Consider the following 26773-nt stretch of genomic DNA (forward strand, 5'->3'; position numbering starts at 1 on the left):
ATTATTAGCTCGGTGCTTCACGCCCCGCGATCGAGATATGGATGCGGGCCAACGCGGTCGCTAAGCAGCTCCGAAAGCAGGTTCGTCAAAGCTGCGGCCTCCGATGCGTCCAGCCTATCCAAAACGTCCTGCTGAACGGACTTGATGAGCGGGCCGATATTCCGGAACTGCGCTGCGCCCCGCTGCGAGAGGAAAATCAGGACCCTTCGCCGGTCATGGGAATCGGGAGCGCGATAGACCTGCGCCGACTCGACCATTCTATCGATGATCTTTGTGAGCGTTGGACCATCGACAAAGAGGCGGGTTGCCAGGTCGCCCATCGCCAGCCCGTCTGCTTCGGTCAGCGACTCGAGCACGCGGTACTGGAGAAGAGACATGCTTCGGGGCTTGAGCTCCGCTTCCAGCATCTGCTCAAGCCGGCGATTCACACCTCGGATGAGTTCAGGGAGGTCCACGTCACACCCACGGCGAATTATTTGATCTTTCAATATTTGCCGTGGAATGTAAAAGCGAGCAAGCGAAAAGCAGATTTGAGCGCGAATGCCTAGTGAAGCGGCGAGTGCATCAACTGCCGCCGCAGAAATGGGCAAGTTGCTTTCCAGATCGAGTGCTTTCGCAGTGAAACGGGCCCAAGCGGCACTGGATCGCGTTGGCACGATTCGTGAGTGTTCTGTGCACGAAAGTGCGGAGGCACCACCGTTGCGTAGCGTCCGGATATGTCTGCTTATCCCGCAGAGCGGCGCTGCGGGGCTTTGGGCCCCGTCAGCCGAGGCGTGCGGACGCTTGGCCGTCGACGAGATTAACGCCATGTCCGGTGTCCTGCGGCGTCCTGTCGAGTTGCATGTCGTGAATGCCGGAGAAACCGGCCCAAGTGCGGGATGGGCCGCGCGCGATGCAATCGACATCGATGGTGTCGACGGCATAGTCGGGATGTTACCGAGCTTCGCACGCGACTTCGTGGCGCGCGCGACCGGTGGTCGCGTTCCGTTCATATATACGCCGCAGTTCGAAGGCCGCTCATCGACGCTGGATATCATGGCGACCGGTGAGACCGCCGAAGAGCTGCTCTCTCCTGCGATTCAATGGCTTTCGGAGACGAGGCGGGCGCGCCGATATTTCCTTTGTGGCAACGATTACGTATGGCCTCGCTCATCCCTTCAGATTGCACGCAAGTTGATTGCCCGCTTCGGCGGTACGGTGACGGGTGAATACTATCTGCCGGTCGGCCAGCATGACTTCGACGAGATCCTGGACCGGATCAAGGCTACGCGCTCGGACGTCGTTCTTCCGTATTTCCTGGGCTCCGACTGCATCGCATTCAATCGCGCCTTCTGTGCGGCGGGGCTGAGTTCGCGCGCGCTGCGGTTTTCCTCGGCGATCGATGAAACCGTGGCGTACGGCCTCAATGTAGATGAAACCGAGAATCTCTACGCCGCTTCGAGCTACTACGGGTCGATCCGCTCACGCAACAATGGCGCGTTTCTGGAGCGCTATCATACGGCGTTCGGCGATAATCCGCCTCCGGTGAATGCCTTTGGCGAGTCCTGCTACGAAGGCATCTACTCGCTCGCGTCATTAATCGAGGAAGCCGCCAGTCTCGATGCGCGCAAGTTGACGCGCCTGTACGGAAGGACGTTCCAACGACGCACCGCACGAGGCGATCTAGCGCAATCGGTGGTCGGCGGCCGCCATCCGATCTATCTGGCGAAGCTCGACGGGTACGATTTCTCCATCATCGCGCGGCGATAAAAGAGCTTGCCTTTTCAAATATTGTATTATTAATATTTTCCATCTCAAAGATTGATGGGGCAATGTATGACTTTCTCCCGCCGTCGCTTCCTGCAGCGCTCAGCAATTGCATCGACGACGTTGATTGCTGCACCTGCAATTTTCCGCTCCGGCGCCTTCGGCGCTGAAAACCCGATCGTCATCGGCAGCCTTCATGACCAGTCTGGTCCGATCGCAGCGTCCGGCACGCCCATGGTCTACGCCCTTCAGCTTGCGGTGGATGAGATCAACGCAGGTGGCGGATTGCTGGGGCGGCCGCTGAAGGTGATCCACTACGACACGCAGTCGAACATTCAGATGTATTCGCAATTCGCCCAGCAGCTTGCCGTGAAGGACAAGGTCGATGTTGTCCACGGCGGCATTACCTCGGCCTCGCGCGAGGCGGTGCGTCCGACCTTCGATCGCTTCAAGGTGCTGTATTTCTACAATGTGCTCTACGAGGGCGGTGTTTGCGATCGCAATACGTTCTGCACGGGAACGACGCCTGCCCAGACCGTGGAAAAGCTCGTCCCGAGCGCAATGAAGAAAGCAGGCAAGAAGGCATACATCATCGCCGCCGACTACAATTACGGTCAGATCACCGCGAAGTGGATGACGAAATACGTGAAAGACAATGGCGGCGAGGTGCTGTCGACAGACTTCTTCCCGCTCGACGTCACCAATTTCGGTACGACCATCTCGAAGATCCAGGCGGCAAAGCCCGACCTCATCCTGTCAGCCCTGGTCGGAGGGAACCATACGGCGTTCTACCGGCAGTGGACCTCGGCCGGCATGAAGGGCAAGATTCCGATCGCGTCGACCACTTTCGGTCTCGTCAACGAGCCGACCACACTCGATGCCGCCGAAAGCGATTCCATTCTCGGCGCCTACGGTTACTTCGAGGAACTTACCACGCCGGCCTCGAAGAGCTTCGTCGAGAAGATCAAGAAGGCCCATCCCGACTCGCCTTATGTCAGCGAACTGGCTGCCTGCACCTATGAGGGTGTCATGCTTTGGGCCGCCGGCGTGAAAAAGGCCGCCAGCATCGACCGCATGAAGGTGATTGCAGCGCTTGAGGACGGTATCGCCTTCGATGGCCCGAGCGGCAAGGTCACGTTGGACAAGCCGACCCATCATACCACCCGCAACGCGTTCCTGGCTGAGGTGAAGGACCGCAAATGGTCAGTGTTGGAGAGCTACTCCGACGTTAAGCCGGCCGATACTGCGAGTGTTTGCGATCTCGTCAAGAACCCGAACGACACCAAGCAGTACATCATCAATCTCTGACGTGCGCCGGGTCTCGCCATCGGCGGGGCTCGCAATATAGAGGATGAAAGACTCCGGGAATGGCGATCTATCTCATTGTCGCGCTCGACGTCCTGAATGGTATATCGTCGCTATTCCTGTTGTGCCTCGGACTGGCGATCATCTTCGGCATGATGAAGATCATCAATCTCGCCCATGGCGAGTTCATCATGCTCGGCGCCTATGCGACTGTCATATCGGCCAATGCAGGCGTGAACATCTGGATCGCGATGCTGGTCGTTGCTCCGCTCTTCGTCGGTCTCGTCGGTCTCGTCATCGAGCGGTGCCTTATTCGCTTTCTTTATGGGCGCTTGGTCGACTCGATGCTCGCGACCTGGGGGCTCAGCCTTCTCATCATCGGGATCGTCACGACGATCTACGGCAACACGCAGCAGGGTGTGCCGACTCCTCTCGGCGGCTTTTCCATCGGTTCGTATCAATCGAGCTATTACACGCTGTTCCTGGCCGGAATGGCGGTGGTGATGATGGCCGTGGTCTACAGCGTGATGAGCTATACCCGCTTTGGCCTGATCGCCCGCGCGACCATGCAGAACCCGGCAATGGCGGCCACGCTGGGCGTCAATCCGGCGCGGGTCTACATGAGCACGTTCGCAGTCGGAGCGGCAATCACGGGTCTTGCCGGAGGCCTGCTGGCTCCAGTTTCGGGCATCACGCCCGGGATGGGCGGCGCTTACGTCGCCAAGGCCTTCATGACCGTCGTCGGGGGAGGCGCCGCCATTCTGTCAGGGACGATGTCGGCGGCGAGCCTGTTCGGTGCTGTCAATCAGGTCGGCGCTTTCTTCACCACGCCGGTCTATGGCGAAGTCCTGGTGTTCACGGCGGCGATCGTGCTGATCCGCCTGCTGCCGCGGGGAATTTCCGGCCGCTTCTTTAAGGGAAATCTGTGATGACCATCCGCTTTCGCCTTGTGGCTCAGGCGGCTGCCGTCCTCATCGCGATCGTCGCGATCGTGCTGATCCCGAGCGTCATCGAGCTGTTCGCAATGATGCAGTTGACGTTGTTCGCGGCAATGGCGGTGCTGGCGCTCAGCCTCGCCTTCATCTGGGGCTTTGGCGGCATCCTGTCTTTCGGACAGACGGCATTCTTCGGCCTCGGCGGCTATGCTTACGCGATATCAGCAATCAATTTCCAGGATTCCACGCCGTCGATCCTGCTTGCCATTATCGTTCCCGCGTTGTTCGCCGCGATCCTCGGCTACTTCATCTTCTTCGGCCGCATCTCCGACGTCTATCTCGGTGTGATTACGCTCACCGTGACTCTGATCCTGTTCAACTGCGTCAACTCGACCTCGGGCGACGAGTACAGGATTGGCAAGGCATTGCTCGGCGGCTTCAATGGCATACCGGCGGTGCCGACCTTCAATGTTCCGTTCCATCCGGACCAAGTTTTGTCGCCCGAACAATCCTGGTGGGTGACGGGTGGGGCCTTGCTCGGGATATTCCTGTTGTTGCGTCTGCTGCTGTCCCTTCCGGCCGGACGCGTTATCGTCGCAGTTCGTGAGAACGAGGTTCGTGCCTCGCTGCTCGGTTACGATCCGCGAAAGGTCAAGCTGCTCACTTTCATTCTGAGCGGTGCGATCGCGGGCTTCGCCGGTGCGCTCTACGTAAATTGGGGCGCGTTCGTCGGGCCGACCATCTTCAGTCTGTCATTGTCGGCGGAGATCATCATCTGGATCACGGTGGGCGGGCTCGGCACTTTGCTAGGTCCCATTATTGGTTGCGTGCTCATCGAATACATCGTCGCCTATATTGGCTCGCAACAGGCCCTGAACTCCAACCTTGTGCTTGGCGCCGTACTGGTAGTCTTTGTGCTGCTGCTTCCCAAGGGATTGGTACCGACGGCGCGCGACCTGCTGATGCGGCTCGTACCCGCCTCCAAACCGAAGGCACAACATGCAGATGATCATGCGCCGCCGCCGGTAGCCGCCTCCCGCATGGCCGGAGCCGAATGACCATGGCGGACCTGATACCCCTGCTCCAGGCCGAGCACCTCACGATGCGTTTTGGCGGCGTGGTCGCCAATGACGACATCAATTTCACCTTGGAAGAGATGGAACTGCGCTGCCTGATCGGGCCCAATGGCGCGGGCAAGAGCACTTTCTTCAAGACGCTGACTGGACAGCTTGTACCGACGTCGGGTGCGATTGCGTTTCGCGGCCAGCCAATCGCCGGCAAGCTGTCGCACGAGATCGCCCGCATGGGAATCGGCATCAAAACCCAGGTGCCGAACGTCTTCAACGGTCTCTCGGTGCGAGAGAACATCTGGCTCGCCGTTCGGCGGAAAGCGACGCCGCGCGCCCAGGGGCCTGCCGTCGATGCCGTATTGCAGATGATCCGTTTGACGGATCAGGGCGATCGCATCGTCGCGACGCTGTCACACGGGCAACGACAATGGGTCGAAATCGGCATGGTGCTTGCGGCTGAGCCGGAATTGATCCTGCTCGATGAGCCGGCCGCCGGGATGACGGACGAGGAGACACTGCACACAGCCGCCATCATCCGTGAGATCAACCAGACCCGCGCCATCATCGTCGTCGAGCACGACATGGAGTTCATCAAGCAGATCGCGAAGAAGGTGACGGTCTTCCATCAGGGCCGGGTGCTGGTCGAAGATACCGTGGACAAGGTCCTGGCCGATCAGCGCGTGCGCGACGTCTATCTTGGAAAGAAAGTGACGGCATGAGCGCGCTTCTCGAAGTCCGTGATTTGCGATCCGGCTACGGCCGCATTCCGATCCTGTTCGGTCTCGACATGTCGGTTCAGGATGGCGAGTATCTCGGCATTCTCGGCCACAATGGCATGGGCAAGACCACGACGCTGCGTGCGTTGATGGGGCATCTGCCGACGACAGGCGGCGCCGTCACGTTCGCCAGCAAGACGATCACTCATCTCAAGCCGCACGAACGGTCCAGGCTTGGGATTGGGCTTGTACCGCAAGGACGCGAGATCTTCCCCGACTTGAGCGTTCTCGAGAACCTGCGAATGGGACTGGCAGCGGCTCCGAAAGAGGACCGTTCGGTCATCGACACGGTGCTCCAGGACTTTCCGCGCCTGGTGCGCCTCCTCGACCGGCGTGGGGGAGCCCTGTCGGGCGGCGAGCAGCAATTGCTGGCGCTGGCGCGCTGTCTCTGCACGAAGCCTCGGCTGATCCTGCTGGACGAACCGACCGAGGGTATCCAACCGTCGATCATCGAAGAGATCGTCGAGACCTTGCTCACATTGAAGAGGAGGTGGAACATGTCGCTGATCGTCGTCGAGCAGAACCTCGAATTCATCACATCCCTGTCGGACCGGATCCTCAATATCCAGAAGGGGCGCATCACCGGAGAACTCGACGGGGAAAGTCTTCTGGCCCGGGACGGCGCCATGCACCCAATCTAGATCCGAATTCCGGCGCGTGGGCGCCGGCCGCTGCAATTGCTGACCTCATTCCTGCCAGCTTGTCCTCACAAGAAAGGATAACTCATGTCTATCAAACGCCCGACCGCCGAAGATGTCGCCGAGCTCGCCGCCAGCCTGCACATGAACATGACGGTCGAAGAAGCCGGAAGCTATCTTGCCCTCATGGGCGGGATGTTCGACGCCTACGACGTCATCGACGAGTTGCCGAACCCGCTGCCGCCGGTGAAGTATCCGCGCATGCCGGGCTCCAAGCCGACGCCGAAGGACAACAAGTACGGCGCGTGGGCGATCAAGACCGAAGTCAAGGGCGCGGCGAGCGGTAAGCTCGCTGGACGCACCATCGCGCTGAAGGACAACGTCGCCCTGGCCGGCGTCCCCATGATGAACGGCTCGACGACGCTCGAAGGCTTCATTCCCGCCGCCGATGCGACGATCGTGACCCGGATTCTCGATGCAGGCGGCACTATCGTCGGCAAGGCCGTTTGCGAGCACTTCTGCCTGTCAGGCGGCAGCCATACTTCCCATCCTGCACCGGTTCATAACCCGCTCAAAATGGGCTATTCGGCCGGTGGGTCGTCGTCGGGAAGCGCCGCGCTGGTCGCGGCCGGCGAGGTCGACATGTCGATCGGCGGCGACCAGGGCGGCTCGATCCGTATCCCTGCATCCTATTGCGGCATCTATGGCATGAAGGCGACGCATGGACTCGTGCCGTACACGGGTGTGATGCCGATCGAATCGACTATCGACCACACCGGCCCGATGACCGCAAACGTCGCCGACAACGCGTTGCTGCTGGAGGTGCTGGCCGGGCCTGACGGGCTTGATCCGCGCCAGTATGCGCCGAAGGTCACGAGCTACACGGAAATGCTCCGTAAGGGCGTGAAGGGCATGAAGATCGGCATCCTCAAGGAGGGATTTGCCGTTGCGAACATGCAGGAGGGCGTGGCATCCAAGGTGAAGGCCGGTGCGGAGCGGTTCGCAAAGCTCGGTGCCAGCGTGTCGGAGGTATCCATCCCCGAACACCTTCATGCGCTCGCGGCTTGGAACCCGATCACGCTGGAAGGATTCCTGGTCCAGATGATGATCGGCAACGGCATGGGCTTCAACTGGAAGGGCCTCTATGACGTGGGCCTGCTCGACGCCCATTCTGGTTGGCGCACGCGTGCCGACGATCTGTCGGAGACGCTCAAGCTCACCATGCTGGTCGGGCAGTGGGGTGTGAGCCATTATCGCGGTCGCTACTACGCCAAATCGCGCAACATCGCGATTGCCGCCAAGGCAGCCTATGACGCGGTGTTCGGTTCCTACGATCTGCTGCTGATGCCAACCTTGCCCTGTGTTGCGACGCCGATCCCCGCCAAGGATGCGCCGCTCTCCGAGATCGTTCAGCGCGCTTTCGAGATGACAGCCACGACCAGTCCGTTCGATGTCACCGGCCATCCCGCGATGACGATACCCTGCGGCCTCTCGGATGGCCTTCCGGTCGGGCTGATGCTGATCGGAAAGGACTACGATGAGGCGACGATCTATCAGGCGGCCAGCGCATTCGAAGCCGATGGCGATTGGAAGAAGTTCTGATGATCACCATCACAGCCATCATCACGGCAAAGTCGGGATACGAAGTGACGATGCGCGACGCGCTCTTGGCCGTCGCCGCGAATGTGGCGGCGAACGAGCCGGAGACCCTTGGGTTTTTTATCTCACAGAGCGAGGACGATCCCCGCGTGTTCACGACGTACGAGCGATTTGCCAACAGGGCCGCGATGGACCGCCACAACGGTTCAGCGGTGGTTGAGACCTTCTTCGGGATCGCCAAGCCCATTCTGGATGGCGAGGTCACATTGGTGACCTCGACGGAGCTGTCGGCGACGGTCCGGTAGACCGGCCGTCCAGCCGATTGCAGGAGAACATCGTGACGTTACGGCTTCACGGCATCATCGGACGATCCGACGACGCAGCCTATGCGGGTCGTCTTCACCATGTCGAGCATCATGGCGGGATCGAGCTGTTGTTTGTGCCGCCGTCCGAAGTCGGCCGCAAGCGTTTTCGCATGACGACCGATCGCGGAACCGAGTGCGCGGTCAGCCTGGGCCGCGACGAGGACCTTGTCGACGGTGCACTGCTGTTCCTCGCACACGACCGCGCTATCATCGTCCGCTTCGGCGAGCAGGAATGTTGGCGATTGAAGCCGGCCGACCCGGCGGCGGCGCTCAAGCTCGGCTGGAATGCCGGCAATCTCCATTGGCGGGTTCGCTTCGAGGGTGATCTTCTCGTCGTCCTGCTGGACGGGCCGCTAGACACCTACCGGGCGCGCATCAAGTCGCTGCTCGAAGCTGGCGAGGTGGTGGAAAGCGATGCTGTTTGACAGACTGCAGACCCTGGCTTTGCTGCAGCTCGGGGACAGTGCCTATCCGGCCGGCGGCTTTGCGTTCTCCTGGGGGCTGGAGGGACTTGCCGCAGACGGCATGCTCGCCAGTCGCGGCGAACTGGACCGGATCATCCTGGACCAGCTCGAGCGCCGCTGGGCGAGCATGGACCGCATTCTACTGCGCCAAGCCTTCCGGGCGGAGGATTGCCTTGGCATCGCGCGCGTGGATCGCCTGGCTGAGGCGGCGACCCCTTCGGCCGAGATGCGGGAGGGATCGCGGCGGGCGGGCCGAGCGCTGCTCGGGGTGTGGTTCAAGCTCGATGGGCCGCTATCTGTCGCTTATCGCGGCTTGGTGTCGTCCGACACCAGGCTCGGCCATCTTGCCATCGTGCAGGCCGTCGTGGGCCGGGACGCAGGACTCAGCCTGGAAGCAGCCGAATTGGTCTCAGGCTGGACGCTCGTGACTGGCCTCGTTAGTGCCGCGGTGCGGCTCGGGATCGTCGGCCACATCGAGGCGCAACGCAGCCAGGAAGCCGCACGCATGCTGCTGGCGGAATTGCTCGAGGAAACCCCGCCGCCCGATGCGTTGCCCGCGAGCTTCACGCCGTTCATCGACATCGCAGTCTCGCGCGGACCACTACGACACGTTCGCATGTTCACGACATGAGGGAGGATGCTTGCCCATGATGAATCTGTCGCCGACCGAGATGGATCGCCTCGTCATCTTCAATGCCGCGCAAATGGCGCGCCGCAATCGGTCGCTCGGAATTCGGCTAAGCCATCCGGAGGCGGTCGCTTATATCACGGACGAGGTGATGACCGCGGCGCGCCGTAACATGTCTTACGCAGAGATCCGCGACATGGCGGGCCGATTGTTGACGTGGGACGATGTCGAGCCCGGCGTCGGGCAGATGATTCCGCTGCTCTATATCGAATGCATGTTCGCGGAAGGAACCAAGGTAATGGCGCTTTTCGAACCGATCGGTCCAAGTGACGCATCCGTCGTGGACGATATCGTACCCGGTGAGATCGTCCCTGGCGTCGGAGACATTGAGAGTTTCGCAGGCCTGCCAGGTATCACCATAGATGTCACCAACACCGGCGACCGCGATGTTCAGGTTCGCAGCCACACCCACTTCTTCGAGGTAAATCGCGCCTTGCTCTTCGATCGCGCGGCGGCCTGGGGCATGAAGGTCGACCAGCCTGCCGGCGCCGGTACCCGGTTCGAGCCGGGGGTCACCAAGTCCCTACGGCTCGTTCCGATTTCAGGTGATCGCGTCGTGCACGGGCAGGCGGGCCTCGTCAACGGTCCACTAGATGCGCCGTCAGCGCGGGACGACGCGCTGAAGAAGGCTCGCGACCGCGGCTATCTGGGAGCCTGACATGGCCATTCTGTCCCGCCGGGCCTACAGCGAGCTCTACGGACCGACCAAGGGCGACCTGGTGCGATTGGCCGACACCAGTCTGCTGGCCGAGATCGAGCACGACTACACCACATACGGACACGAGCTGCTGGTTGGTGCCGGAAAGAACTTACGCGACGGCGAGGGCGTCAACGCCTACAGGACGGCCTCGCACAAGATTCTCGACGTCGTCATCAAGAATGCTACAATCGTTGACGCCGTCGCCGGCATCGTGAAGGCCGACATCGGCATCCGCGACGGGCGCATCGTCGGCGTAGGCAAGGCAGGCAATCCCGACGTGATGCCGGACGTGCATCCCGACATGGTTGTAGGGCACACTACGGCGCCGATCGCTGGCGGACCCTTCATCGTCACCGCCGGCGCAGTTGAGTCGCACGCTCATCTGATCTCGCCTGAACAATCCGACCACGCGCTCTCTGGCGGGACGACCACCCTTGTTGGGAACGGATCGGGGCCGGTCTTCGACGTCGGCAGCGGCGCTGCGTCGACGTTTGCGCGCTTTCTTCAGGCGATCGAGTTCTCGCCACTCAATTTTGCCCTGTTCGGGCGTGCAGGGTCCAATCCAGAAGCCGTCGAGGAAGCCGTCGCGGCCGGTGGTATGTCCGTGAAGATCCACGAGGATTTCGGCGCCGCCCCCGCGGTGATCGACCAGAGCCTCGTTGCGGCAGATCGTAATGATTTCGCGGTTCACCTCCATACCGACTCGATCAATGAGTATGGCTTCTGCGAGGATACGATGGCTGCTGTCGAGGGCCGCACCATCCATATGTATCACGTGGAGGGAGCCGGCGGCGGTCATGCACCGGATCTGCTGAAGGTTGTGTCGTGGGACAACGTCATTCCTTCATCCACTAATCCGACCAATCCGTACACGTCTTACGGAATGGAAGAGGGCGTGCCGATGACGATGATCTGCCATCAGCTCAACTACAATGCACCCGAGGACGTGATGTTCGGCGAGTCGCGTGTGCGTGCCCAGTCGATGGCGGCTGAAGATTTTCTCCATGACATGGGGGCGATATCGATATTCGGTACGGATACGCAAGGCATGGGACGCCTCGCCGAGAACGTGGCGAAGTGCTGGCAGCTGGCGAGCGTGATGAAGGATCGGGTCGGCCGCCTGCCCGAGGAAAAGACAGCACGTGCGGACAATGAGCGTATCAAGCGCTACATTGCCAAGCTCACCATAAATCCGGCAACCGCGGTTGGCATTGACCACATGGTCGGCTCGATTGAGCCTGGCAAAATGGCCGACCTGGTTCTCTGGCCGCGCGCCTCCTTCGGCATCAAGCCCTATATGGTGATCAAGAACGGCTTCGTCGTCTGGGCTGCCATGGGAGACGGCAACGGCAGCCTCGGGCTGTCAGAGCCGATGATCCAGAAGCGGATGTGGGGCGCACTCGGTGCCGCACCGCAAAGACTGGGCGTCAACTTCATGTCGAAGCTCGCGATGGAGGCCGACGTGACCCGTAAGCTCGGCCTTGGGCGCGATCCGGTCCAGATCAAGAATGTACGAAAATTACGGAAGGCAGACATGTTACGCAACGCCGCGACACCGCATGTTGAGGTTGACCCGCAAACGTTCGAGGTTCGTGCTGATGGAAAGCTTCTGATGTGCCTGCCCGCGACGAAGGTGCCGTTGACAAGACGGTACATGATCCGATGAGCCGGCTCTCGCTCAACAAGGGATTGGCACAACCACGGATCGCGGCCTCACGGGTTGGAATCGGAGGACCGGTCGGTTCAGGCAAGACTGCATTGGTGGAGTGCCTGATTCCTGCACTGACTGCGCGGGGCATCGATATCGCCGTCATCACCAACGATCTCGTCACGGCCGAGGACGCCGAACGGATCAGACGCTCCGGGCTGATCGATCCGGCACGGGTGTCGGCGGTTGAGGCGGGGGCATGTCCTCACACCGTCATTCGCGAGGACCCCACGCTGAACATCGAAGCCGCAGATGAGCTTGAACGCCGCTTCCCGGGAGTCGAGCTGATCCTGCTGGAAAGCGGCGGCGACAATCTCGCCTCGACGTTTTCGCGAGATCTGACTGATTTTTGGATGTTCGTGATCGACGTCGCCGGAGGCGACGATATTCCGCGCAAGCGCGGTCCGGGCGTCATTCGCGCCGACCTCCTTGTCATCAATAAGATCGATCTGGCGCCTTACGTCGGCGTGGATTTGGAACGCATGCACCGCGAGGCATCGAAAGTCCGAGGGGATCGTCCGGTGCTGCTTACCAATTGCCGTCGAGGCGAGGGTATCGAGTCAATCGTCGATCTCCTCGAGCGCGAAGTGTTGTTCAGGACATGAATCGCGCAACGGCGAGCGACGCAGCGCGGCTCGACCTTGGTTTCGTCCGGCGTGCCGGTCATACTGTGATCGACCGGCGGTTGTTCGCCTGGCCGTTCGTGCTCACGCGCAGCTTCCATCTTGATCCGGAACGACAGGATTTGTTGAGCGTGATCGTGCAGACGGCAAGCGGCGCTGTCCACGGTGAGGACAGTCTTGCGCAGCGCTTGTCGCTTGGTCCAGGAACGGCCGTCTGTTTGACCAATCAGGGGGCGACGTCGGTTCATCGCGCCGCGCCCGGGGCGCGCGCGGTAGAGACGGTGAAGCTTGGTGTCGCGAGCGGCGCCAGTCTGGAGTACCTGCCCGGGCCGCGCATCCTCTTTCCTGATGCCGCGCTGTCACAGACCATGGAACTTGACTGCGCGGCCGACGCTCACGCGTTGATCTTCGATGCGTTCACTATGCACGACCCCTTGGGCGACGGCCGCTACTTCCGGGAACTGGAATCGACCTTCTGTCTGAGAAGATCGGGTGGCGAGCCGCTGGTGATGGAGCGCACGCGGGCCTACCGTCCAGACCACAGCTTCTTTCATGGCTACGCCGCCTTTGGGTCAGCATTTATGGTGCTGCCCACCGGCCATGATCCGGCGGATCTCCAGGGTAAGTTGACAAGGATCCTGGAGCGGATCAGCGGGCTCTATGGTGCGGCAAGCGCCCTGCCTGCGAAAGCCGGGATTGGGGTCCGTCTGGCAGCCCTGGAGTTGAGATGCATTCGTCAAGCATTTGAGGCCGTGAAAGTGATCTATCGGACCCTCCCCGCCACCTCGTCCATGATGTGACGCGGCCTCGCCGCCGCAGCGCACTCGACTCGCGCCGATTTCCCGGGGCTCAAGCGAGCACTGCGCGTCGCTTTCGCGTTCTAAGCAGCGAAAAATGGATTGGCCGGCCTTGCGAGGCCGAGATGGTCGCGCAATGTCGTCCCCTCGTAGTCGCTGTGCTCGACACGCTCGGAATCGACAAGGCGCATATCGTCGGCCTTTCCATGGGCGGCTTCTGCACGGTGCATTTCGGCCTGCAAACGCCGGAGCGCGCGCTGTCGCTCACGGTGGCCGGCGCGGGTTACGGCTGCGAGAAGGAGTTCGAGGAGTATTTTCGCGGCGTCTCGCTCGAAGTAGCCGACAATTTCGAGAAGCAGGGCGCCAGGGAATTCGCCAAGATCTATGCTCTCGGCGCGAACCGCGTGCGGTTCCAGAACAAGGATCCGGTTGCTGGCGAGAGTTTGCAGACCGCCTCGCCACCCATTCCGATCGCGGCGCCGCCAACACCATGCGCGGCGTCAGGCCCGCCGGCCCTCCTTCTACGACCTCGAAGACGGCCTGAGGAAGATGATGGTGCCGACGCTGGTCGTCGTCAATGACGAGGACGATCACTGTCTCCAGCCCGGCATCCTCCTGAAGATGATGATTCCGGCCTGCGGCCTCTCGGTCTTCCCCAGGACGGGCCACACGCTCAATCTGGAAGAGCCCGCGGCGTTCAATGCTGCTTGCCGAGTTCATCGCCCAGGTCGAGGCGGGACAATGGCTATCGCGTGATCCGCATGCGCTGCCGGGCCAGATCATGCGTACGAAGTAGTCAATGACGAGCCAGCCCCTGATCGACGCCGACCGGCTCTGGAGCCGCCTGATGGCACTCGCGGAGATCGGTGCGACGCCGGCCGGCGGGGTCAACCGGCAAGCTCTGAGCGACGGCGAGATCGCCGCCTGGCGCCGCGTCATCGGCTGGGTCGGCGAGGCGGGCTTGACGCCGTCGACGGACGCTGCGGGAAACCTCTTCCTGACGCTGGCCGGCCGCGACCGCAAGGCGTCGCCGCTGCTGCTCGGCAGTCATCTCGACAGCCAGCCGACCGGCGGGAGGTTCGATGGTGCGGCCGGCGTGATGGCGGCACTCGAAGCGGTGGTCTCGCTCGCCGACCAAGGCGGAAAGCCTGCGCGCGACATCATCGTCGTCGCCTGGATGAACGTGGAGGGCTCGCGCTTCGCGCCGGGCATGATGGGCTCGGACGCCTTCACCGGCGAGCGCGACCTGGCCACGATCCGCGTCGCGCGCGATTCGAACGGCATCAGCGTCGGCGAGGCGCTCGATCGCCTGCACCAGGCGTTTCCTGATCTGCCGCATAGGCCGCTCGGCTTCGCAGTCGGCCCTATCTCGAATCTGCGCCATCCCGATAACGCGATGCTCGACGCGGCCGGTGTGCGAATCACAATTCTTTGCAAGGCGAACGCATCGCCTTGCGCGGTCACGGCGACGCCGCTCGTCGATGCGCCCTCGAACGCCTTCGATGCGCGTCTGCAGGCGGGCATCGCGAAGGCCGCGCATGAACAGGGGCATCCGGCCCTGACCATGCTCTCGGCGGCCGGTCATGATGCCCGCCATCTCGCAAAGGTCTCCACGGCCGCGATGATCTTCATCCCATGCCGCGACGGCGCGAGCCATGTCGAGCATGAATGGGCCGAGCCCGATCATGTCGCCGCGGGAGCGTCGGTGTTGGCCCAGGTGTTGCGCGAGCTTGCCTTCGCGCCTGCCATCGAGGGGTGAGGACATCGATGCAGGATGACTCCTCGGGACTACCGCTGGCGAGTTCTTGGTCGAGCAACAGATCGAACGAGCACTGCGGTTTGCCGATCGGGTCATGGTGGTTGAACGGGGCAAGGCGGTCTGGAGCGGGGAATGCTCGCAGCTAAGCGACGCCCCTGAGCCTTTTTCGAAGCGCTTGTCCTTGAATATACCCGCCTCGCGCTCGCAAGTTCGTGTGCACGGAGTCACCCACCGCTGCGCGCCGCGCGTTGGCGCAGCAGCTTGGCGAACGCCTCCGCGGGCGGTGAGAGCACGAGCCCGCGCCGTTGATATATATAGTAGCGGCGGCGGATTTCCGGAGCGCGCAGCTTGATGAAACGCACGTCGAAATTTGGCGCGAACAGCCGTCCGTAGTCGGGAACGGCCGCCAGGCCGGTACCGACGCCCACCAACGCCAAAGCGGTGGTCAGATATTTGACCTCGACTGCGGTCTGCATGGAGAGCGAGCTATCGTGCGCATGCAGCAGGCTCTCCAGGTGCCGGTTGAATTCACTGGAATAAATGACCCAGCTCTCGTCGCGCAGTTTTTTCCACGAGACGGCGCGTTGCTGCGCCAGCGGGTGCTGCGCTGAGCAGACCACTCGGATCGGTACATCCATCAGGAATGTGCTGGTGACATCCTCGCCGGTGGCTCGCTCCGGGCCAACGCCCAGTTCAGCCTCGCCACGGCGGACCGTGCCCACCACTTCGTCCGCCATCGCGTCGGTCACGCGCAGGCCGACATCCGGATGGGCTTGCTCGAACTCGCCCAGCACTGCCGCGACCCATGTGCATGCCAGCATCTGCGGCGCTACCACGCGCAACAAGCCGGTGCGAAGGGAGCGAAGATCCGAAGCGCCCTCTGCGATCTGCTGCACGTCATCCAGGATGCGGCGCGCCAGGGGGAGCAATTGCTGGCCGGCCGCCGTCAACAACACGACCGCGCCGCGGTCGAACAGTTTCAGCCCGAGGGTGTCCTCGAGTTGCTGAACCAGCATGCTGACTGCCGACTGCGTCAGGTTGATCTGTCGCGCCGCGGCCGTGAAGCTGCCCGCTCGAGCGACCGCGGCAAAGGCGCGCATCTGGCGCAAGCTAAGAGTGGAGAGAATGGTGGGCCGCATCACATATCCTCGTTCGAACGGATCGATATCAGGAAACCTGATGAAAGTATTAAAAGAATTGGCTTGTGTGATAGGGGAATTATTCTTCAGAATTCCAGCATGCACATTGTCGTCATAGGAACGGGGATCGTCGGCGCTTGCACTGCGGCGTGGCTGCAGCGCGACGGCCACGCGGTGACCTTCGTCGACCCGCTGGACGCGGGCGAGGCCTGCTCCTTCGGCAATGCCGGCTCGCTGTCGCCGAGCGCCTGCCTGCCGGTCGGCATGCCTGGCATGTGGAAGAAGGTCCCGCGCTGGCTGCTGGACCCACTGGGGCCGCTGACGGTGCGTTGGGCCTATGCTCCGCTCGTGGCGCCATGGCTGCTGCGCATGCTGCATCATTCATCACGCGAAGAGGTGACACGTATCGCCACCGCGTTACGTTCGCTGCTTGCGCCTATCTTCGACTGCTACGATCCGCTACTTGCGAATGCCGATGCCCGGGAGTTGGTGCGGCGTAGCGGTTGCCTGTACGTCTTTTCCTCTCGCGAGACAGCGGCGCAGTGGGCCTGGGGCATGAATCTGCGGCGATCGCTGGGCGTGCGGATGCAGGACGTGGAGCAGGACGAGCTGGAAAGTCTCGAGCCGGACCTCAAGGGACGTTTTCGGTTCGGCATTCTGGCGCCCGATAACGGTTCCACGTCCGATCCATCTGCCCTCGTCAAGGCGATCTACAATCGCTGCATCGGCGACGGCGCGCGTCACGTCCGTGACCGCGTCCGTGGTTTCGAACGGCAGGGCCGGCGCGTCACCGCCGTGCTGTTGGAGCAGGGCGAGCCGCTGGCGGCGGACGGCGTGGTGGTGGCAGCCGGGGCCTGGTCGGGCGCGTTGGCGACACAGCTCGACAGCCCGGTGATGCTGGAGACGCAGCGCGGTTACCACGTCACGGTGCACAGCTCGAACCTGGCCCTGCGCCACACCGTGATGGCGGTGGAGCACAATCTGATGGTCAACCCGATGGCCATGGGTCTGCGGCTGGCCGGTACGGTGGAATTCGCCGGCTTGAAAGCGCCACCCAACATGGCGCGTGCCGATGCGCTGCTTCGTCAGGGACAGCAATTATTCCCGCACCTGGACACATCGTCTTTCACGCGCTGGATGGGTCATCGTCCCTGTCTTCCCGACAGTCTTCCGGTGGTCGGTCCGGTCCGCGCGGCCGACAACGCCTGGCTCGCCTTCGGCCATGGCCATATGGGCATGTGCATGGGCGCGGCGACCGGCCGCGAGATTGCGCATTTGGTGGCTGGACGACCGACGCAAGTGGACCTGATGCCGTTTTCCCCGGAGCGCTTCCGTTGAGCGCGTCCTGGTCAATCGCCGTGGACATGGGTGGCACCTTCATCGATGCGGTGGCGTTGCGGAGCGACGGGCACGTTGCATCGCTCAAATATCCGCGCGTAGGGCGCCGGCTGGTCGAGCCGGTGGTCGAGACACTCGATCGGTTGTGTGCGCAGGCGGGGATCGGGGCAGTTGACGTCGCCCGCGTCGTGCACGGCTCCACCGTGATCACCAATCTGCTGTTGGAGCTGAACGAGCCGCCGGTGGCCCTTGTCCTGACGCGCGGCATGCGCGACGTACCGGTCCTGGCGCGCCAGGACCGCAAGGAACTCTATGAGCCGGTGATCATGCCGGCTGTGCCCGAAGCAAAGCTGTTTCCGGAGCCGCTGCGTTTCGAGCTCGGCGGGCGCATCGATGCCGAGGGGCGTGAGGTGGAGCCGCTCGACCTGTCGGCCGTTGACACCATCGCGGATGCAGTGAGCGCCGCCGGCGTGCGCGCGCTGGCGGTTGGTCTGTTGTTCTCGCACCGCAATCCGACCCATGAGCGCGCGCTGCGGGCTGCGCTGCATGCGCGCCTTCCCAGCTTGCACATTTCACTATCCAGCGAAGTCGACCCGCAAGTGCGGGAATTCGAGCGCTGGCTGACTACGGCACTGGACGCCTATGCCAAACCGCTGGCGGCGAATTATCTGCACGCGCTGGCCGACGCATTGAAGATACGTGGCTTGCCGCCGCTGCGCCTGATGCGATCGGCCGGCGGCACGGCGCCCTGGCGTGATCTCGCCGAGCAGCCGATCGGCCTTGCCATGTCCGGTCCCTGCGCGGCGCTGCAGGGCGTGGCCGCCGGCCTCGCAGCCTCCGCTAGCGCGATTGTTCTGGATATCGGAGGCACCAGCGCCGACATCAGCATTCTGCTCGACGGCAGGCCGACCTTTGCCGATGCGCTGGAATGCGGCGGCTTGCCGATCCGTCAGCGCTGCGCAGACATCGCCTCAATCGGCATCGGGGGTGGCAGCGTGGTGTCGGTGGTGCCGGGTGGCGCGCTTCGCCTGGGGCCGCGCTCGCAAGGAGCCTGGCCAGGACCGGCCGCCTTTGGTCTCGGCGGTGGCTTGCCGACGCTGAGCGATGCGCTGTGCGTACTGGACCGCTTGCCGCCCCGGCTGGCCGGCGGGATCGTGCTGGACCGCACCGCAGCTGAGGCCGCGCTTGGCGGCGTGGCCGGCGCGCTCGGCTTGTCGGTGCTTCGAACCGCTGAAGCCGTCGTGGGCGCGGCTGCCGCCGGGATGGCGGAGGCGCTCAAGACCCACGCTTTTCAGCGCAACCTGGATCCGGCGGATGCGGTGCTCGTCGCCATCGGCGGCGGCGGCGCGCAGCATGCGGCCGAGATTGCCGAACTTGTGGGCATCCGCCGCGTGCTGGTGATGCCGAACGCCAGCGTGATGTCGGCGCTGGGCATGCTCTGCGGTCCGGAAGACGGCGACGTCCGCCTGACGGTGAGCAATAGTCCGTGGGCTTCGCTGCCGCCGGAAGGCGCAGGGCCGCATTCGTTGTTCGCGCCGATGACCACTGCCTTTGTGCCGGCGGGCTGGTCCTGGCGGCTCGCGCCGGATCAGACGCTGGTGCTGGAGGTGAACGCATGATGCCGCGCGCGGGCGACGTCGCATCTGATCCGGTCATTGCCCTGCGCATGGAGCCGCTGCGTCTGGCGCTGCAAGGCACGGCCGACCGCATGCAGCATGGCATGATGCGTGCCGCGGTATCGTCCATCGCCCGCGAGAGCGGCGACTGTGCCGCGGCGCTGTTCCTGCCGGACGGACGCTTGCTCGCCCAGGCGCGCTCGCTGCCATTGTTGCTGGGATCGCTGATTCCGGCCGTTGCCGGTGTGCTCGCACGCTTTCCGCTCGCAACGATGTCCGAGGGCGACGCCTATCTGCTCAACGACCCCTGGTCCGGCGGCACGCATCTGCCGGACCTGGCTCTGGTCCATCCGGTCTTCCACGATGGCGAGGTGATCGCCTTCGCCGCCGCCAATCTGCACCATCAGGATGTCGGGGGCATAGCCGCCGGCTCCATTCCGCCCGACGCAACCGAAGTGTACCAGGAGGGCCTGCGCCTGCCGCCGGTACGCTGGCGCAGTGCCGAAGGCGTGCTGCCCGATATCGACGCCATCCTGGCCGCCAACTCACGCACGCCTGACAATCTGCGCGGCGACCTGGAGGCGCAATGGACCGCGCTGACGCAAGGCGCGCGCGAACTGAAGCAGATCGCACGTCACACCGGACCTCGTTTTGCCGAGGTTTGCGATGCCCTGATTGCGCAGACCGAATGCATGACTCGCGCCGCCCTTGCGGCCGCGCCTGACGGCGAATGGACCTGGCGCGATCAACTCGATGGCGACGGCATCGACACCGCCCCGGTTCCCATCGTGGTGAGCTTGCGAAAGCAGGACGACACACTGGTCATCGACTTCGAGGGGACCGCGCTGCAGGTGAGGGGTCCGCTCAATGCATCGCCGGCGGCGATGCTGTCGGCAGCTCTGTTCTTCATGCGCACGCTGGCGCCGGACGCACCTAACAATGCCGGCTGCCTTGCGCCACTGACGCTGAAGCTTCCACCCGGCAGCCTGGTCAATCCGGTGCTGCCGGCGGCGGTCAATGCGCGCACGGCGACCGTGAAGCTGGCGTGCAACGCGATCCTCGGAGCGTGGTCACAGTCGGTGAGTGGGGTGGGCGTGGCGCCGCACGCCGGGGTGGCCACGGTCCTCGCGCTCAGCGGCACGCGGATGGACGGGCGGCGCTGGATGTTCACCGAGATCATTGCCAGCGGCGCCGGCGCCAGCATCCACGCGCCCGGCCGCGCCGGCGTCTCCACCGACGTCGGCAATGCACGCAATACCCCCGTGGAGGTGATCGAGACCGAAGCGCCGCTGCGTGTGGAATGCTACGAGATTCGCCGCGGCAGCGGCGGCGCCGGTCTGCAATGTGGCGGCGACGGCGTGCGGCGCGCCTATCGGCTGCTCGAAGGCCAGGGGTGGATCGCCTATCGCGGCGAGCGCCATGTCGGCCGTGCGCGCGGTGCTCGAGGTGGCAGGGCCGGCGCAACGTCGATGGCCCGGGTCTTGCGTGTGGACGGAGCGATCGAGCTCCTGCCTGCGCGCGCCCGCATCGCGTGGTCCGCCGGCGACCTGCTGATTATCGAAACCGCGGGCGGCGGCGGCTGGGGATCCCTAGCTCCAGCCGAAGCCGCCAATCCACCCGTAAGGAGTTGCCCATGATCCGCTTCCTGATTTCGCGCCGCGCGATGCTGGCGTTGACCGGTCTCGCGATGCTGCTGCCCGCGCCGGGTCGTTCGCAGGCCAACTACCCGAACAAGGCGATCACATCGTCGTGCCCTTTGCACCGGGTGGCAGCACCGACGTGCTCGCGCGTCGTGTTGGCGACAAGCTCGCCGCGGCCTTGGGCCAGCCCGTCGTGGTCGACAATCGAGCGGGCGCCGGCGGCGTTCTCGGCGCCGACTTCGTGGCTAAATCCGCACCCGACGGCTACACCCTGCTGGCCGGCGTCACCGGCAGCAACGCCATCGCGCAGGCGCTGTACGCAAAATTGCCCTACGACGTGATCAAGGACTTCGCGCCGCTGTCGACGTTGGTGACTGCGCCGCTGGTGCTGGCCGTCAACCCCGACATGAAGGCGAACACGGCAACCGAGTTTCTCGCCCTCGCCAAGTCAAAGCCGGGCGAGTTGAGTTTCGGTTCGGCCGGCAATGGCACGTCGATGCATCTTACTGGCGAGATGTACAAGCAGGCGGCCGATGTGTCGATGGTGCACGTTCCCTACCGCGGCAGCGCCGCCATGCTCACCGACCTGATGAGCGGTCAGATCCAGGTCACGTTTGGCGACGTCCTGGTGCTGATGCCGCAGATTCAAGCCGGAAAGATTCGCGCGCTGGCCGTCACATCGAAAGTCAGGCACCCCTTGCTGCCGGACGTGCCGACGCTGGATGAAGCGGGATTGAAGGGTTTCGAGGCGCTGTCATGGCAAGGCTTGTTTGCGCCGGCCGGTACGCCGCCCGAGGTGATCGAAAAGCTGAGCGCGGAAGTGAACAAGGCGCTGCAATCCCCTGACATCAAGGATTACTTTGCGGCGCAGGGCTTCATCGTCCAGGGCTCGACCCCTGAGGCCTTCAAGGCCTTTGTCGCGAGCGAGGTGAAGAAGTGGACGCCGATTGTGAAGTATTCGGGTTCCCAGGTGGATTGAGCTGGCGCCGCCGCCGCTGTGCTAATTGGGCCTCCGGTTGCGATGGAAATACATCTAGTCAGTTCAATAGATCTATGGGCAGCCAATTTCACGGTCCAACGGTCTGATCTTTGGCTCGGACAGCCATACGCGGTAGGCCAGCCAAACTCGACTTGGATGAACGCGCACCTAACGGCGGATAGCCCTCGACGAGACCCGTGACGCTGCTGCTGCGAGCCGTCTCGCTTTCCTTGCTAGGGTGCGCGCGTTCCGAGCAGGGGGCGCTCTCAACACCGCTTAGTCTAAGCGCGTTTCCATAGCGACGATCCCGGCATTATGGATCGTCAGGTCGATCGGAACGCTACGATCCCCACCAGCGATAACGATCCTCCCGAGGATCTCGGCGGTTGCGGATGGTGGCTTCTGGCGGAGCCGGAAGAGCGACTGTGCAGGCCGCCCGCGTGGTTGGTCGCGATCGGCGGCAGGGTACGAAACTCGCGCGGCTCGGCCTCGCAAAGGATAGCGGCGATCGCTCTGCGGTTGAGAAATGGGGGCGAAAGTGCTCAGGGGGAGTTGTGCGCGTCCGGTGTACCGGCTCCGGCCGTCGAGTTTTTTTTCGCCGCCAGATCTGCCGTCTTGCAGGTCTGTGTAGTCCCCTCTCAGCTTTGGATGGGTGAGACGTCCAATACGCATGAAGGAACTGCAAAACACCCAGGCAGCACTCGCCCGCCTTCGCGGCCAGCGGGCAGAGATCGACGCCGAAATATCCCGCTTGGAAGCGGCCCAGGAGGCACAGGTCACTCAGGCGATGATCGAGAAGGTGAAAGCGCTTGGTATCGCACACCTGCCGATCGCGCAAATCCTGGCGGACCTAGACAAGATCGGTGAAAGCATGCCGCAGGTCTCGCCGACGCCGAAGGACGATGATCCGGAATGCGACGAACAGGCAAATAGCGCGACGTTTGTCCGGTTGAGCCGCAATGGGTCCCCGGCTAGACGCGCTACGCACCACCCGGCCCGAACCACGTCGTCAAGACGTCCTTGAGGCCATTCTGATTCTCGTCGCCCACCCAGGCCACATGCCCGTCCGGCCGCACCAGCACGGCGCCCGGCGCGGGCACCGCTCCGATGACCGGAAGTTGCCATGCGCCGTCGTGATCGGCATCGACCGCCACGATGCGATCCGCCCAGGGCGTGATGTCGATGCCGCCCGGCTTGCCGAAATCGAGCAGCAGGCCGCGCGCGCCGTGCAGAAGCGTGAACAGCCGCTGCTTGCGTCCATCCACCACGAGATCGAGATCGGGCATGCGGCGGCCGAGCAAAGCGTGACCTTCGCCGAGATCGTAGGCGATGTCGAGCCCGCTCATCATCGCGCCGAACCGTCGTCGCGGCTCGTCCATGGCGAGCAGCTCGGACACGATCTCGCGCGCGGCCTTGCGGCCGTCGTCGCCGCGGCGGAGCAGGGCGATCTGCGCCATGGTGTTCTTCAAGACGCGCGCGGCGACGGGTTGGCGCTCGGCATGGTAGCTCTCAAGCAGGCCGTCCGGCGAGATGCCCCTGACGACCTGCGCCAGCTTCCAGCCGAGATTGACCGCGTCCTGCACACCGAGGTTGAGGCCCTGGCCGCCGACGGAATGATGGATGTGCGCGGCATCGCCGGCGAGCAGCACGCGGCCCTTGCGATAGGACGCGGCCTGCCGCGCCGCATCGGTGAAGCGGGAGATCCAGGCGGGATTTCGCACGCCGAAGTCCGTGCCGTACACGGCGGCGAGGGCCTCGCCGAGATCGCGCAAGGTGGGCTCGCCCCCGCGCGCCAGCGTCGCTTCCGTGACGACGACGAGAATGCGTCCATGCTCCGTCCTGCTGAGGCCGTGGAAGCCGAGCGCGTCGTGGCGCAGGCCGAGGACTGGCTCATCGTGCATCTCGACCTCGGCCATCAGATTGCTGAGCGTCGGCGGGAAGCCTGCGAAGTCGATGCCGGCCGCCTTGCGCACCGCGCTGCGGCCGCCGTCGCAGCCGACGAGATAATCGGCGCGCAAGCGCTCGCCGCAGGACAGGGCGACGTCGATGCCGGTCTCGTCCTGCGCGAAGCCCGTCACCTCTCGGCTCCGATAGACCGGCACCGCGAGCTCCGCGACCCAGCCGGCGAGGATGCGCTCGATGTGGCTCTGCCGCAGCGCAAGCCCGTAAGGATGGCGGGTGGGGAGGTCGCCGATGTCGAGCCTGGTCCAGGCGAAGCCGGCGAGCTGGGTGATCTTCCCTTCGCGCAGGAAACGCTCGGCGACGCCGCGCTGATCGAGGATCTCGATCGTGCGGGCGTGCAGTCCGCCGGCGCGCGTCTCGACGATCGCCTGATCGGGGCGCCGTTCGACGATCGCGACGTCGACATGCGCGAGGGCGAGCTCGGCCGCCAGCATCAGGCCGGCCGGGCCGCCGCCGGCGATGACGACCTCATGGCCGGTGATCGCGCGTTCTGCACGCGGTCGGCGGCGCGATTGGGACGTCGGAAGCAAGACAGGCATGGCGTGACCCCTCGACTGGTTGTTCGGGTCGAGGGGTCTTACGCGATCGCCGGGGGCTTGAAGCAAGTCCCTCGCGCACCACATATCGAGCTGGGAGGAGGGGCTTTCGGCTTCCGTGCCGGCCGCGTTGACACGTCGGGCAAAACACCGGCAGAATGGCATCATCGAAAGAGTTCGGCCGAGCCCGCGCGGAAGTGATCCGCTGCGGGTTTTCTTTTTGGCGCGATGTCTCAGCAGATGCCGGTGGTTCGCTGCATCACGTCGGCGAGCTCCTCGAAGGAGAAGGGCTTGCGGATCATCGGCAGGCCGCCGCGCCGCGGCTCGCGCCCGGACAATTGCAGCATCTTCAGCTCCGGACGCGCCCGCCTCGCCAGCTCGGCGAGCTCGTGGCCGTCCATGCCTGGCATGTTGATGTCGGTGATGAGGATGGAGATGTCCGGATTCTGCTCGAGCCGCTCGAGCGCATGCGCGCCGTCGTGGGCGCTGATCACCTCGCAGCCGAGATCCTCCAGCATGTCCACGATCACGCCGAGGACAGCGGGATCGTCGTCGACAACCAGGACGGTGTGGCTCATGTCACGAATGTTCCTTCCGCAAGAGAGATAAACGCGCCGCTCGCCGGGGAAGTTCCTGCAAGCCTAGTCGTCCTTCGACAAATCGCCGGGCTTGGCGGGGAGGTCCATGGCGCCGCCCTCGCCATGCGCGAGGTCGCGGCCCGTATCTTCGTTCTCGCCGCTATCTTTGACGATACCTCGCTCGTCGCGCGCCTCCTCGCCGCGTGGCTTCTGTTCGCTGCGCGGGCCGGCTCCGGCCAGGTTGCGCGATGTCTCTTGTGGAATCGAGTTGGATGTCATGGGCCGATCCTCCTGATCGGTTAACTTTCGCGCAGCCTGCAAGTTCGTTTGACACGTCGGGCAAAACACCGGCAGAATGACATCATCGAGACGAGTTTGGTTGACCCGCGCGGAGAGATCCGCCGCGGGTTTTTTCGTTCTCGATTGCGGAATCGGACGGCGGCGGCGCATTGCGGCCACGCACTCGTCAGACCTGGGGCGCCAATCGGCGCGCCGTCGTCCGAACCATTGCTGGCCGGCACGCGCTAACGTGCCGGTCCGCGGCGCCGGGCCATTCGCCCGCGCCGCTGCGGTCTCCGGGATGGAGAGAGGGTTCGCGCCCGAAACGATCGCGCCGCGATGCTGCGATCCGCCGCGCATTTTCTTCACGGGAGAGATGATGACCGCTTATCTGATAACACTCGCCGTTACGAGCCGGACAAGCTGATGGGTTATTGCGTCGCGCTCTATTTCGCAAAGCTCCTGGTCTGGGACAAGGTTCTCGGATTGGGCTCGACCGATGCCCTGGCCGGATTTGCGGCGATCACGGCCAATCTTGTGGTCTCGTTCTACTTCGCCAAGCGCGGTTTCGAGAACGTCGCGAGGATAATCAAGCGATGAAGATGCCGGAAAACGAGATCAAGGCCATTGTGGCCGAAGCGCTGGCTGAACATCACAGGCTCCAGCAAGAAAACATCAACGCGATCGTGTTGAAGGCGGTGGCTTCGGTGCTGGCCTCATTCGGCATCGAAGATGACGATCGAAGGGAGCTGAGGGCCGATCTCCAACATTTGCGAAGGTGGCGGAGGAGCGTGGAGCAGGCCCAGAGCTACACTCTCAAGGCCGTGATCACGATGATCGCCACCGGCCTGATGGGGGCCGTCTGGCTTGGCGTCAAGGTCGTGCTCGGCAAGTGAGCCTTCACGACGACGGCGATGCTGCACTTGCGGTTACGTCAATCCTAGCGGACGGTTTCGATCCATCTACAGGATTCGTATTGTCGATGCGTCCGATGACGACATCGTCGATTCGTTGTGTGAACTGCATCGGTTGACGTTCCTCAATTCAGCCACCATGCCTCAATTCGAGATTGGAGCGTGGTGGCTGGCCTATCATGGGGATGTTGCAGTCGCTTTCGCCGGCATCGTTCCATCGACGCACGTGAGCAATGGTGGTTATTTCTCCAGGGTCGGCGTGCTGCAACGGCATTGGGGGACGCGGCCTTCAGCGCAGATGATGCGTGCGGTCGAGGCAAGGGGAAGCCGCATGGGTTGGGACAGCATCGTCTCCGACACAACGGACAAACCGGTATCTGCCAACAACTTCATCCAGGCTGGTTATCGGCTCTTCGCGCCGAAGACGCCATGGGCCTGAGCGCACACCCTCTACTGGAGAAAGCGCATCCGCTGAGCAGGTTTACATCGCAGGGAGCGTGCCTGCAACAGCCCCGGGATGCGGGCGAGATGCCGCGCCGGCTTCATGCGCATGGGCATGTCCAGGGCCTGGCAGCTCGAGCGCTGCCGGGCCCCTTTTGCGTATTGAAGCGATGCAGGC

At 63.4% G+C, this 26773-nt stretch carries 27 protein-coding genes and 3 pseudogenes; 25 read left to right on the top strand and 5 right to left on the bottom strand.

The features are described from left to right. Positions 1-17: 17 nt before the first annotated feature. Complete coding sequence (locus tag K408_RS0131140; RefSeq protein ID WP_245265945.1) at positions 18-590, bottom strand: MarR family winged helix-turn-helix transcriptional regulator; 573 nt, start codon at positions 588-590, stop codon at positions 18-20. A 109-nt stretch (positions 591-699) separates the two neighbouring features. Here K408_RS0131140 and K408_RS0131145 point away from each other — a divergent pair, with 109 nt between their 5' ends. From K408_RS0131145 to K408_RS0131225, 17 genes and pseudogenes are all read left to right on the top strand, one after another. Further along, entirely contained in the window at positions 700-1749 is a 1050-nt protein-coding gene (locus tag K408_RS0131145; RefSeq protein ID WP_024342416.1) for a substrate-binding domain-containing protein, read from the top strand. A 66-nt stretch (positions 1750-1815) separates the two neighbouring features. Next, positions 1816-3054: an urea ABC transporter substrate-binding protein gene (locus K408_RS0131150; RefSeq protein WP_024342415.1), complete on the top strand. Its 1239-nt coding sequence runs from the start codon at positions 1816-1818 to the stop codon at positions 3052-3054. 59 nt (positions 3055-3113) lie between these two features. Next, entirely contained in the window at positions 3114-3980 is an 867-nt protein-coding gene (locus K408_RS0131155; protein ID WP_024342414.1) for a branched-chain amino acid ABC transporter permease, read from the top strand. Beyond that, the gene (locus K408_RS0131160) at positions 3980-5044 is read left to right on the top strand and encodes a branched-chain amino acid ABC transporter permease (RefSeq protein WP_024342413.1); all 1065 of its coding nucleotides are present in this window, start codon (positions 3980-3982) and stop codon (positions 5042-5044) included. Before K408_RS0131155 ends, K408_RS0131160 begins: the two co-directional genes overlap by 1 nt. Positions 5045-5046: 2 nt before the next feature. Continuing rightward, a complete protein-coding gene (locus tag K408_RS0131165; RefSeq protein ID WP_024342412.1) occupies positions 5047-5775 on the top strand; it encodes an ATP-binding cassette domain-containing protein in 729 nt (242 codons plus the stop codon). Further along, positions 5772-6473 carry an ABC transporter ATP-binding protein gene (locus tag K408_RS0131170; protein WP_024342411.1) on the top strand — a complete coding sequence of 234 codons (702 nt, stop codon included), beginning with the start codon at positions 5772-5774 and terminating at the stop codon, positions 6471-6473. Before K408_RS0131165 ends, K408_RS0131170 begins: the two co-directional genes overlap by 4 nt. An 84-nt stretch (positions 6474-6557) precedes the next feature. Next, positions 6558-8072, top strand: a complete 1515-nt coding sequence (locus tag K408_RS0131175) for an amidase (RefSeq protein WP_024342410.1) — start codon at positions 6558-6560, stop codon at positions 8070-8072. Next, positions 8072-8374, top strand: a complete 303-nt coding sequence (locus K408_RS0131180) for a putative quinol monooxygenase (protein ID WP_024342409.1) — start codon at positions 8072-8074, stop codon at positions 8372-8374. The genes K408_RS0131175 and K408_RS0131180 overlap by 1 nt, the downstream gene beginning before the upstream one ends. A 32-nt stretch (positions 8375-8406) precedes the next feature. Further along, on the top strand, positions 8407-8859 hold the full coding sequence (ureE, locus tag K408_RS0131185; RefSeq protein ID WP_024342408.1) for an urease accessory protein UreE: 453 nt from the start codon (positions 8407-8409) through the stop codon (positions 8857-8859). Then, the gene (locus tag K408_RS0131190) at positions 8849-9529 is read left to right on the top strand and encodes an urease accessory protein UreF (RefSeq protein WP_245265944.1); all 681 of its coding nucleotides are present in this window, start codon (positions 8849-8851) and stop codon (positions 9527-9529) included. Before ureE ends, K408_RS0131190 begins: the two co-directional genes overlap by 11 nt. Positions 9530-9545: 16 nt before the next feature. Then, complete coding sequence (ureB, locus tag K408_RS0131195) at positions 9546-10244, top strand: urease subunit beta (RefSeq protein WP_051160751.1); 699 nt, start codon at positions 9546-9548, stop codon at positions 10242-10244. Between the two features lies 1 nt (position 10245). After that, a complete protein-coding gene (gene ureC / locus K408_RS0131200) occupies positions 10246-11952 on the top strand; it encodes an urease subunit alpha (RefSeq protein ID WP_024342405.1) in 1707 nt (568 codons plus the stop codon). After that, on the top strand, positions 11949-12599 hold the full coding sequence (ureG, locus tag K408_RS0131205; RefSeq protein WP_024342404.1) for an urease accessory protein UreG: 651 nt from the start codon (positions 11949-11951) through the stop codon (positions 12597-12599). The genes ureC and ureG overlap by 4 nt, the downstream gene beginning before the upstream one ends. Next, positions 12596-13417, top strand: a complete 822-nt coding sequence (locus K408_RS39325; RefSeq protein ID WP_051160750.1) for an urease accessory protein UreD — start codon at positions 12596-12598, stop codon at positions 13415-13417. The genes ureG and K408_RS39325 overlap by 4 nt, the downstream gene beginning before the upstream one ends. A 122-nt stretch (positions 13418-13539) precedes the next feature. Further along, a pseudogene (locus tag K408_RS44550) lies at positions 13540-13770 on the top strand (alpha/beta fold hydrolase); the annotation flags it as partial. Between the two features lie 28 nt (positions 13771-13798). Beyond that, positions 13799-14062 (top strand): annotated as a pseudogene (locus K408_RS44555) (hypothetical protein); the annotation flags it as partial. 151 nt (positions 14063-14213) lie between these two features. Beyond that, positions 14214-15173 carry a M20/M25/M40 family metallo-hydrolase gene (locus tag K408_RS0131225; RefSeq protein WP_024342402.1) on the top strand — a complete coding sequence of 320 codons (960 nt, stop codon included), beginning with the start codon at positions 14214-14216 and terminating at the stop codon, positions 15171-15173. Between the two features lie 224 nt (positions 15174-15397). On the opposite strand, the gene K408_RS0131230 is transcribed toward K408_RS0131225, so the two are convergent. Continuing rightward, entirely contained in the window at positions 15398-16483 is a 1086-nt protein-coding gene (locus K408_RS0131230) for a LysR family transcriptional regulator (protein WP_245269086.1), read from the bottom strand. On the opposite strand from K408_RS0131230, the gene K408_RS0131235 reads away from it, so the two are divergent. The 5 genes from K408_RS0131235 (at position 16412) to K408_RS0131255 (ending at position 22909) form a co-directional block, all read left to right on the top strand. Beyond that, positions 16412-17650 (top strand): NAD(P)/FAD-dependent oxidoreductase, encoded by a 1239-nt coding sequence (locus tag K408_RS0131235; protein WP_024342400.1) that lies wholly within the window; start codon positions 16412-16414, stop codon positions 17648-17650. The genes K408_RS0131230 and K408_RS0131235 overlap by 72 nt on opposite strands. Further along, the gene (locus K408_RS0131240; RefSeq protein ID WP_024342399.1) at positions 17647-19269 is read left to right on the top strand and encodes a hydantoinase/oxoprolinase family protein; all 1623 of its coding nucleotides are present in this window, start codon (positions 17647-17649) and stop codon (positions 19267-19269) included. The genes K408_RS0131235 and K408_RS0131240 overlap by 4 nt, the downstream gene beginning before the upstream one ends. Next, on the top strand, positions 19266-20903 hold the full coding sequence (locus tag K408_RS0131245) for a hydantoinase B/oxoprolinase family protein (RefSeq protein ID WP_024342398.1): 1638 nt from the start codon (positions 19266-19268) through the stop codon (positions 20901-20903). The genes K408_RS0131240 and K408_RS0131245 overlap by 4 nt, the downstream gene beginning before the upstream one ends. 181 nt (positions 20904-21084) lie before the next feature. Beyond that, positions 21085-21885: a tripartite tricarboxylate transporter substrate binding protein gene (locus tag K408_RS39335; RefSeq protein WP_210163718.1), complete on the top strand. Its 801-nt coding sequence runs from the start codon at positions 21085-21087 to the stop codon at positions 21883-21885. A gap of 670 nt (positions 21886-22555) precedes the next feature. Beyond that, positions 22556-22909 carry a hypothetical protein gene (locus K408_RS0131255; RefSeq protein WP_024342396.1) on the top strand — a complete coding sequence of 118 codons (354 nt, stop codon included), beginning with the start codon at positions 22556-22558 and terminating at the stop codon, positions 22907-22909. On the opposite strand, the gene K408_RS0131260 is transcribed toward K408_RS0131255, so the two are convergent. The 3 genes from K408_RS0131260 to K408_RS43695 all read right to left on the bottom strand — a co-directional run bounded on the left by K408_RS0131260 (position 22866) and on the right by K408_RS43695 (position 25609). Then, positions 22866-24386: an FAD-dependent monooxygenase gene (locus K408_RS0131260; protein WP_024342395.1), complete on the bottom strand. Its 1521-nt coding sequence runs from the start codon at positions 24384-24386 to the stop codon at positions 22866-22868. The genes K408_RS0131255 and K408_RS0131260 overlap by 44 nt on opposite strands. Positions 24387-24616: 230 nt before the next feature. Next, positions 24617-24961: a response regulator gene (locus K408_RS0131265; RefSeq protein ID WP_024342394.1), complete on the bottom strand. Its 345-nt coding sequence runs from the start codon at positions 24959-24961 to the stop codon at positions 24617-24619. A 63-nt stretch (positions 24962-25024) separates the two neighbouring features. Continuing rightward, positions 25025-25609 (bottom strand): hypothetical protein, encoded by a 585-nt coding sequence (locus tag K408_RS43695; protein ID WP_245265942.1) that lies wholly within the window; start codon positions 25607-25609, stop codon positions 25025-25027. 39 nt (positions 25610-25648) lie between these two features. Here K408_RS43695 and K408_RS43700 point away from each other — a divergent pair. The 3 genes and pseudogenes from K408_RS43700 to K408_RS39340 all read left to right on the top strand — a co-directional run. Then, positions 25649-25840: pseudogene (locus K408_RS43700) on the top strand (hypothetical protein); the annotation flags it as partial. Next, on the top strand, positions 25837-26136 hold the full coding sequence (locus tag K408_RS0131280) for a hypothetical protein (RefSeq protein ID WP_024342392.1): 300 nt from the start codon (positions 25837-25839) through the stop codon (positions 26134-26136). The pseudogene K408_RS43700 and the gene K408_RS0131280, both read left to right, overlap by 4 nt. A 133-nt stretch (positions 26137-26269) precedes the next feature. Further along, entirely contained in the window at positions 26270-26593 is a 324-nt protein-coding gene (locus K408_RS39340; protein WP_433994157.1) for a GNAT family N-acetyltransferase, read from the top strand. The last annotated feature ends 180 nt before the right edge of the window (positions 26594-26773 follow it).

Origin of the sequence: Bradyrhizobium sp. in8p8, from assembly GCF_000426845.1 — a bacterium.
GTDB classification, from domain to species: domain Bacteria; phylum Pseudomonadota; class Alphaproteobacteria; order Rhizobiales; family Xanthobacteraceae; genus Bradyrhizobium; species Bradyrhizobium japonicum_C.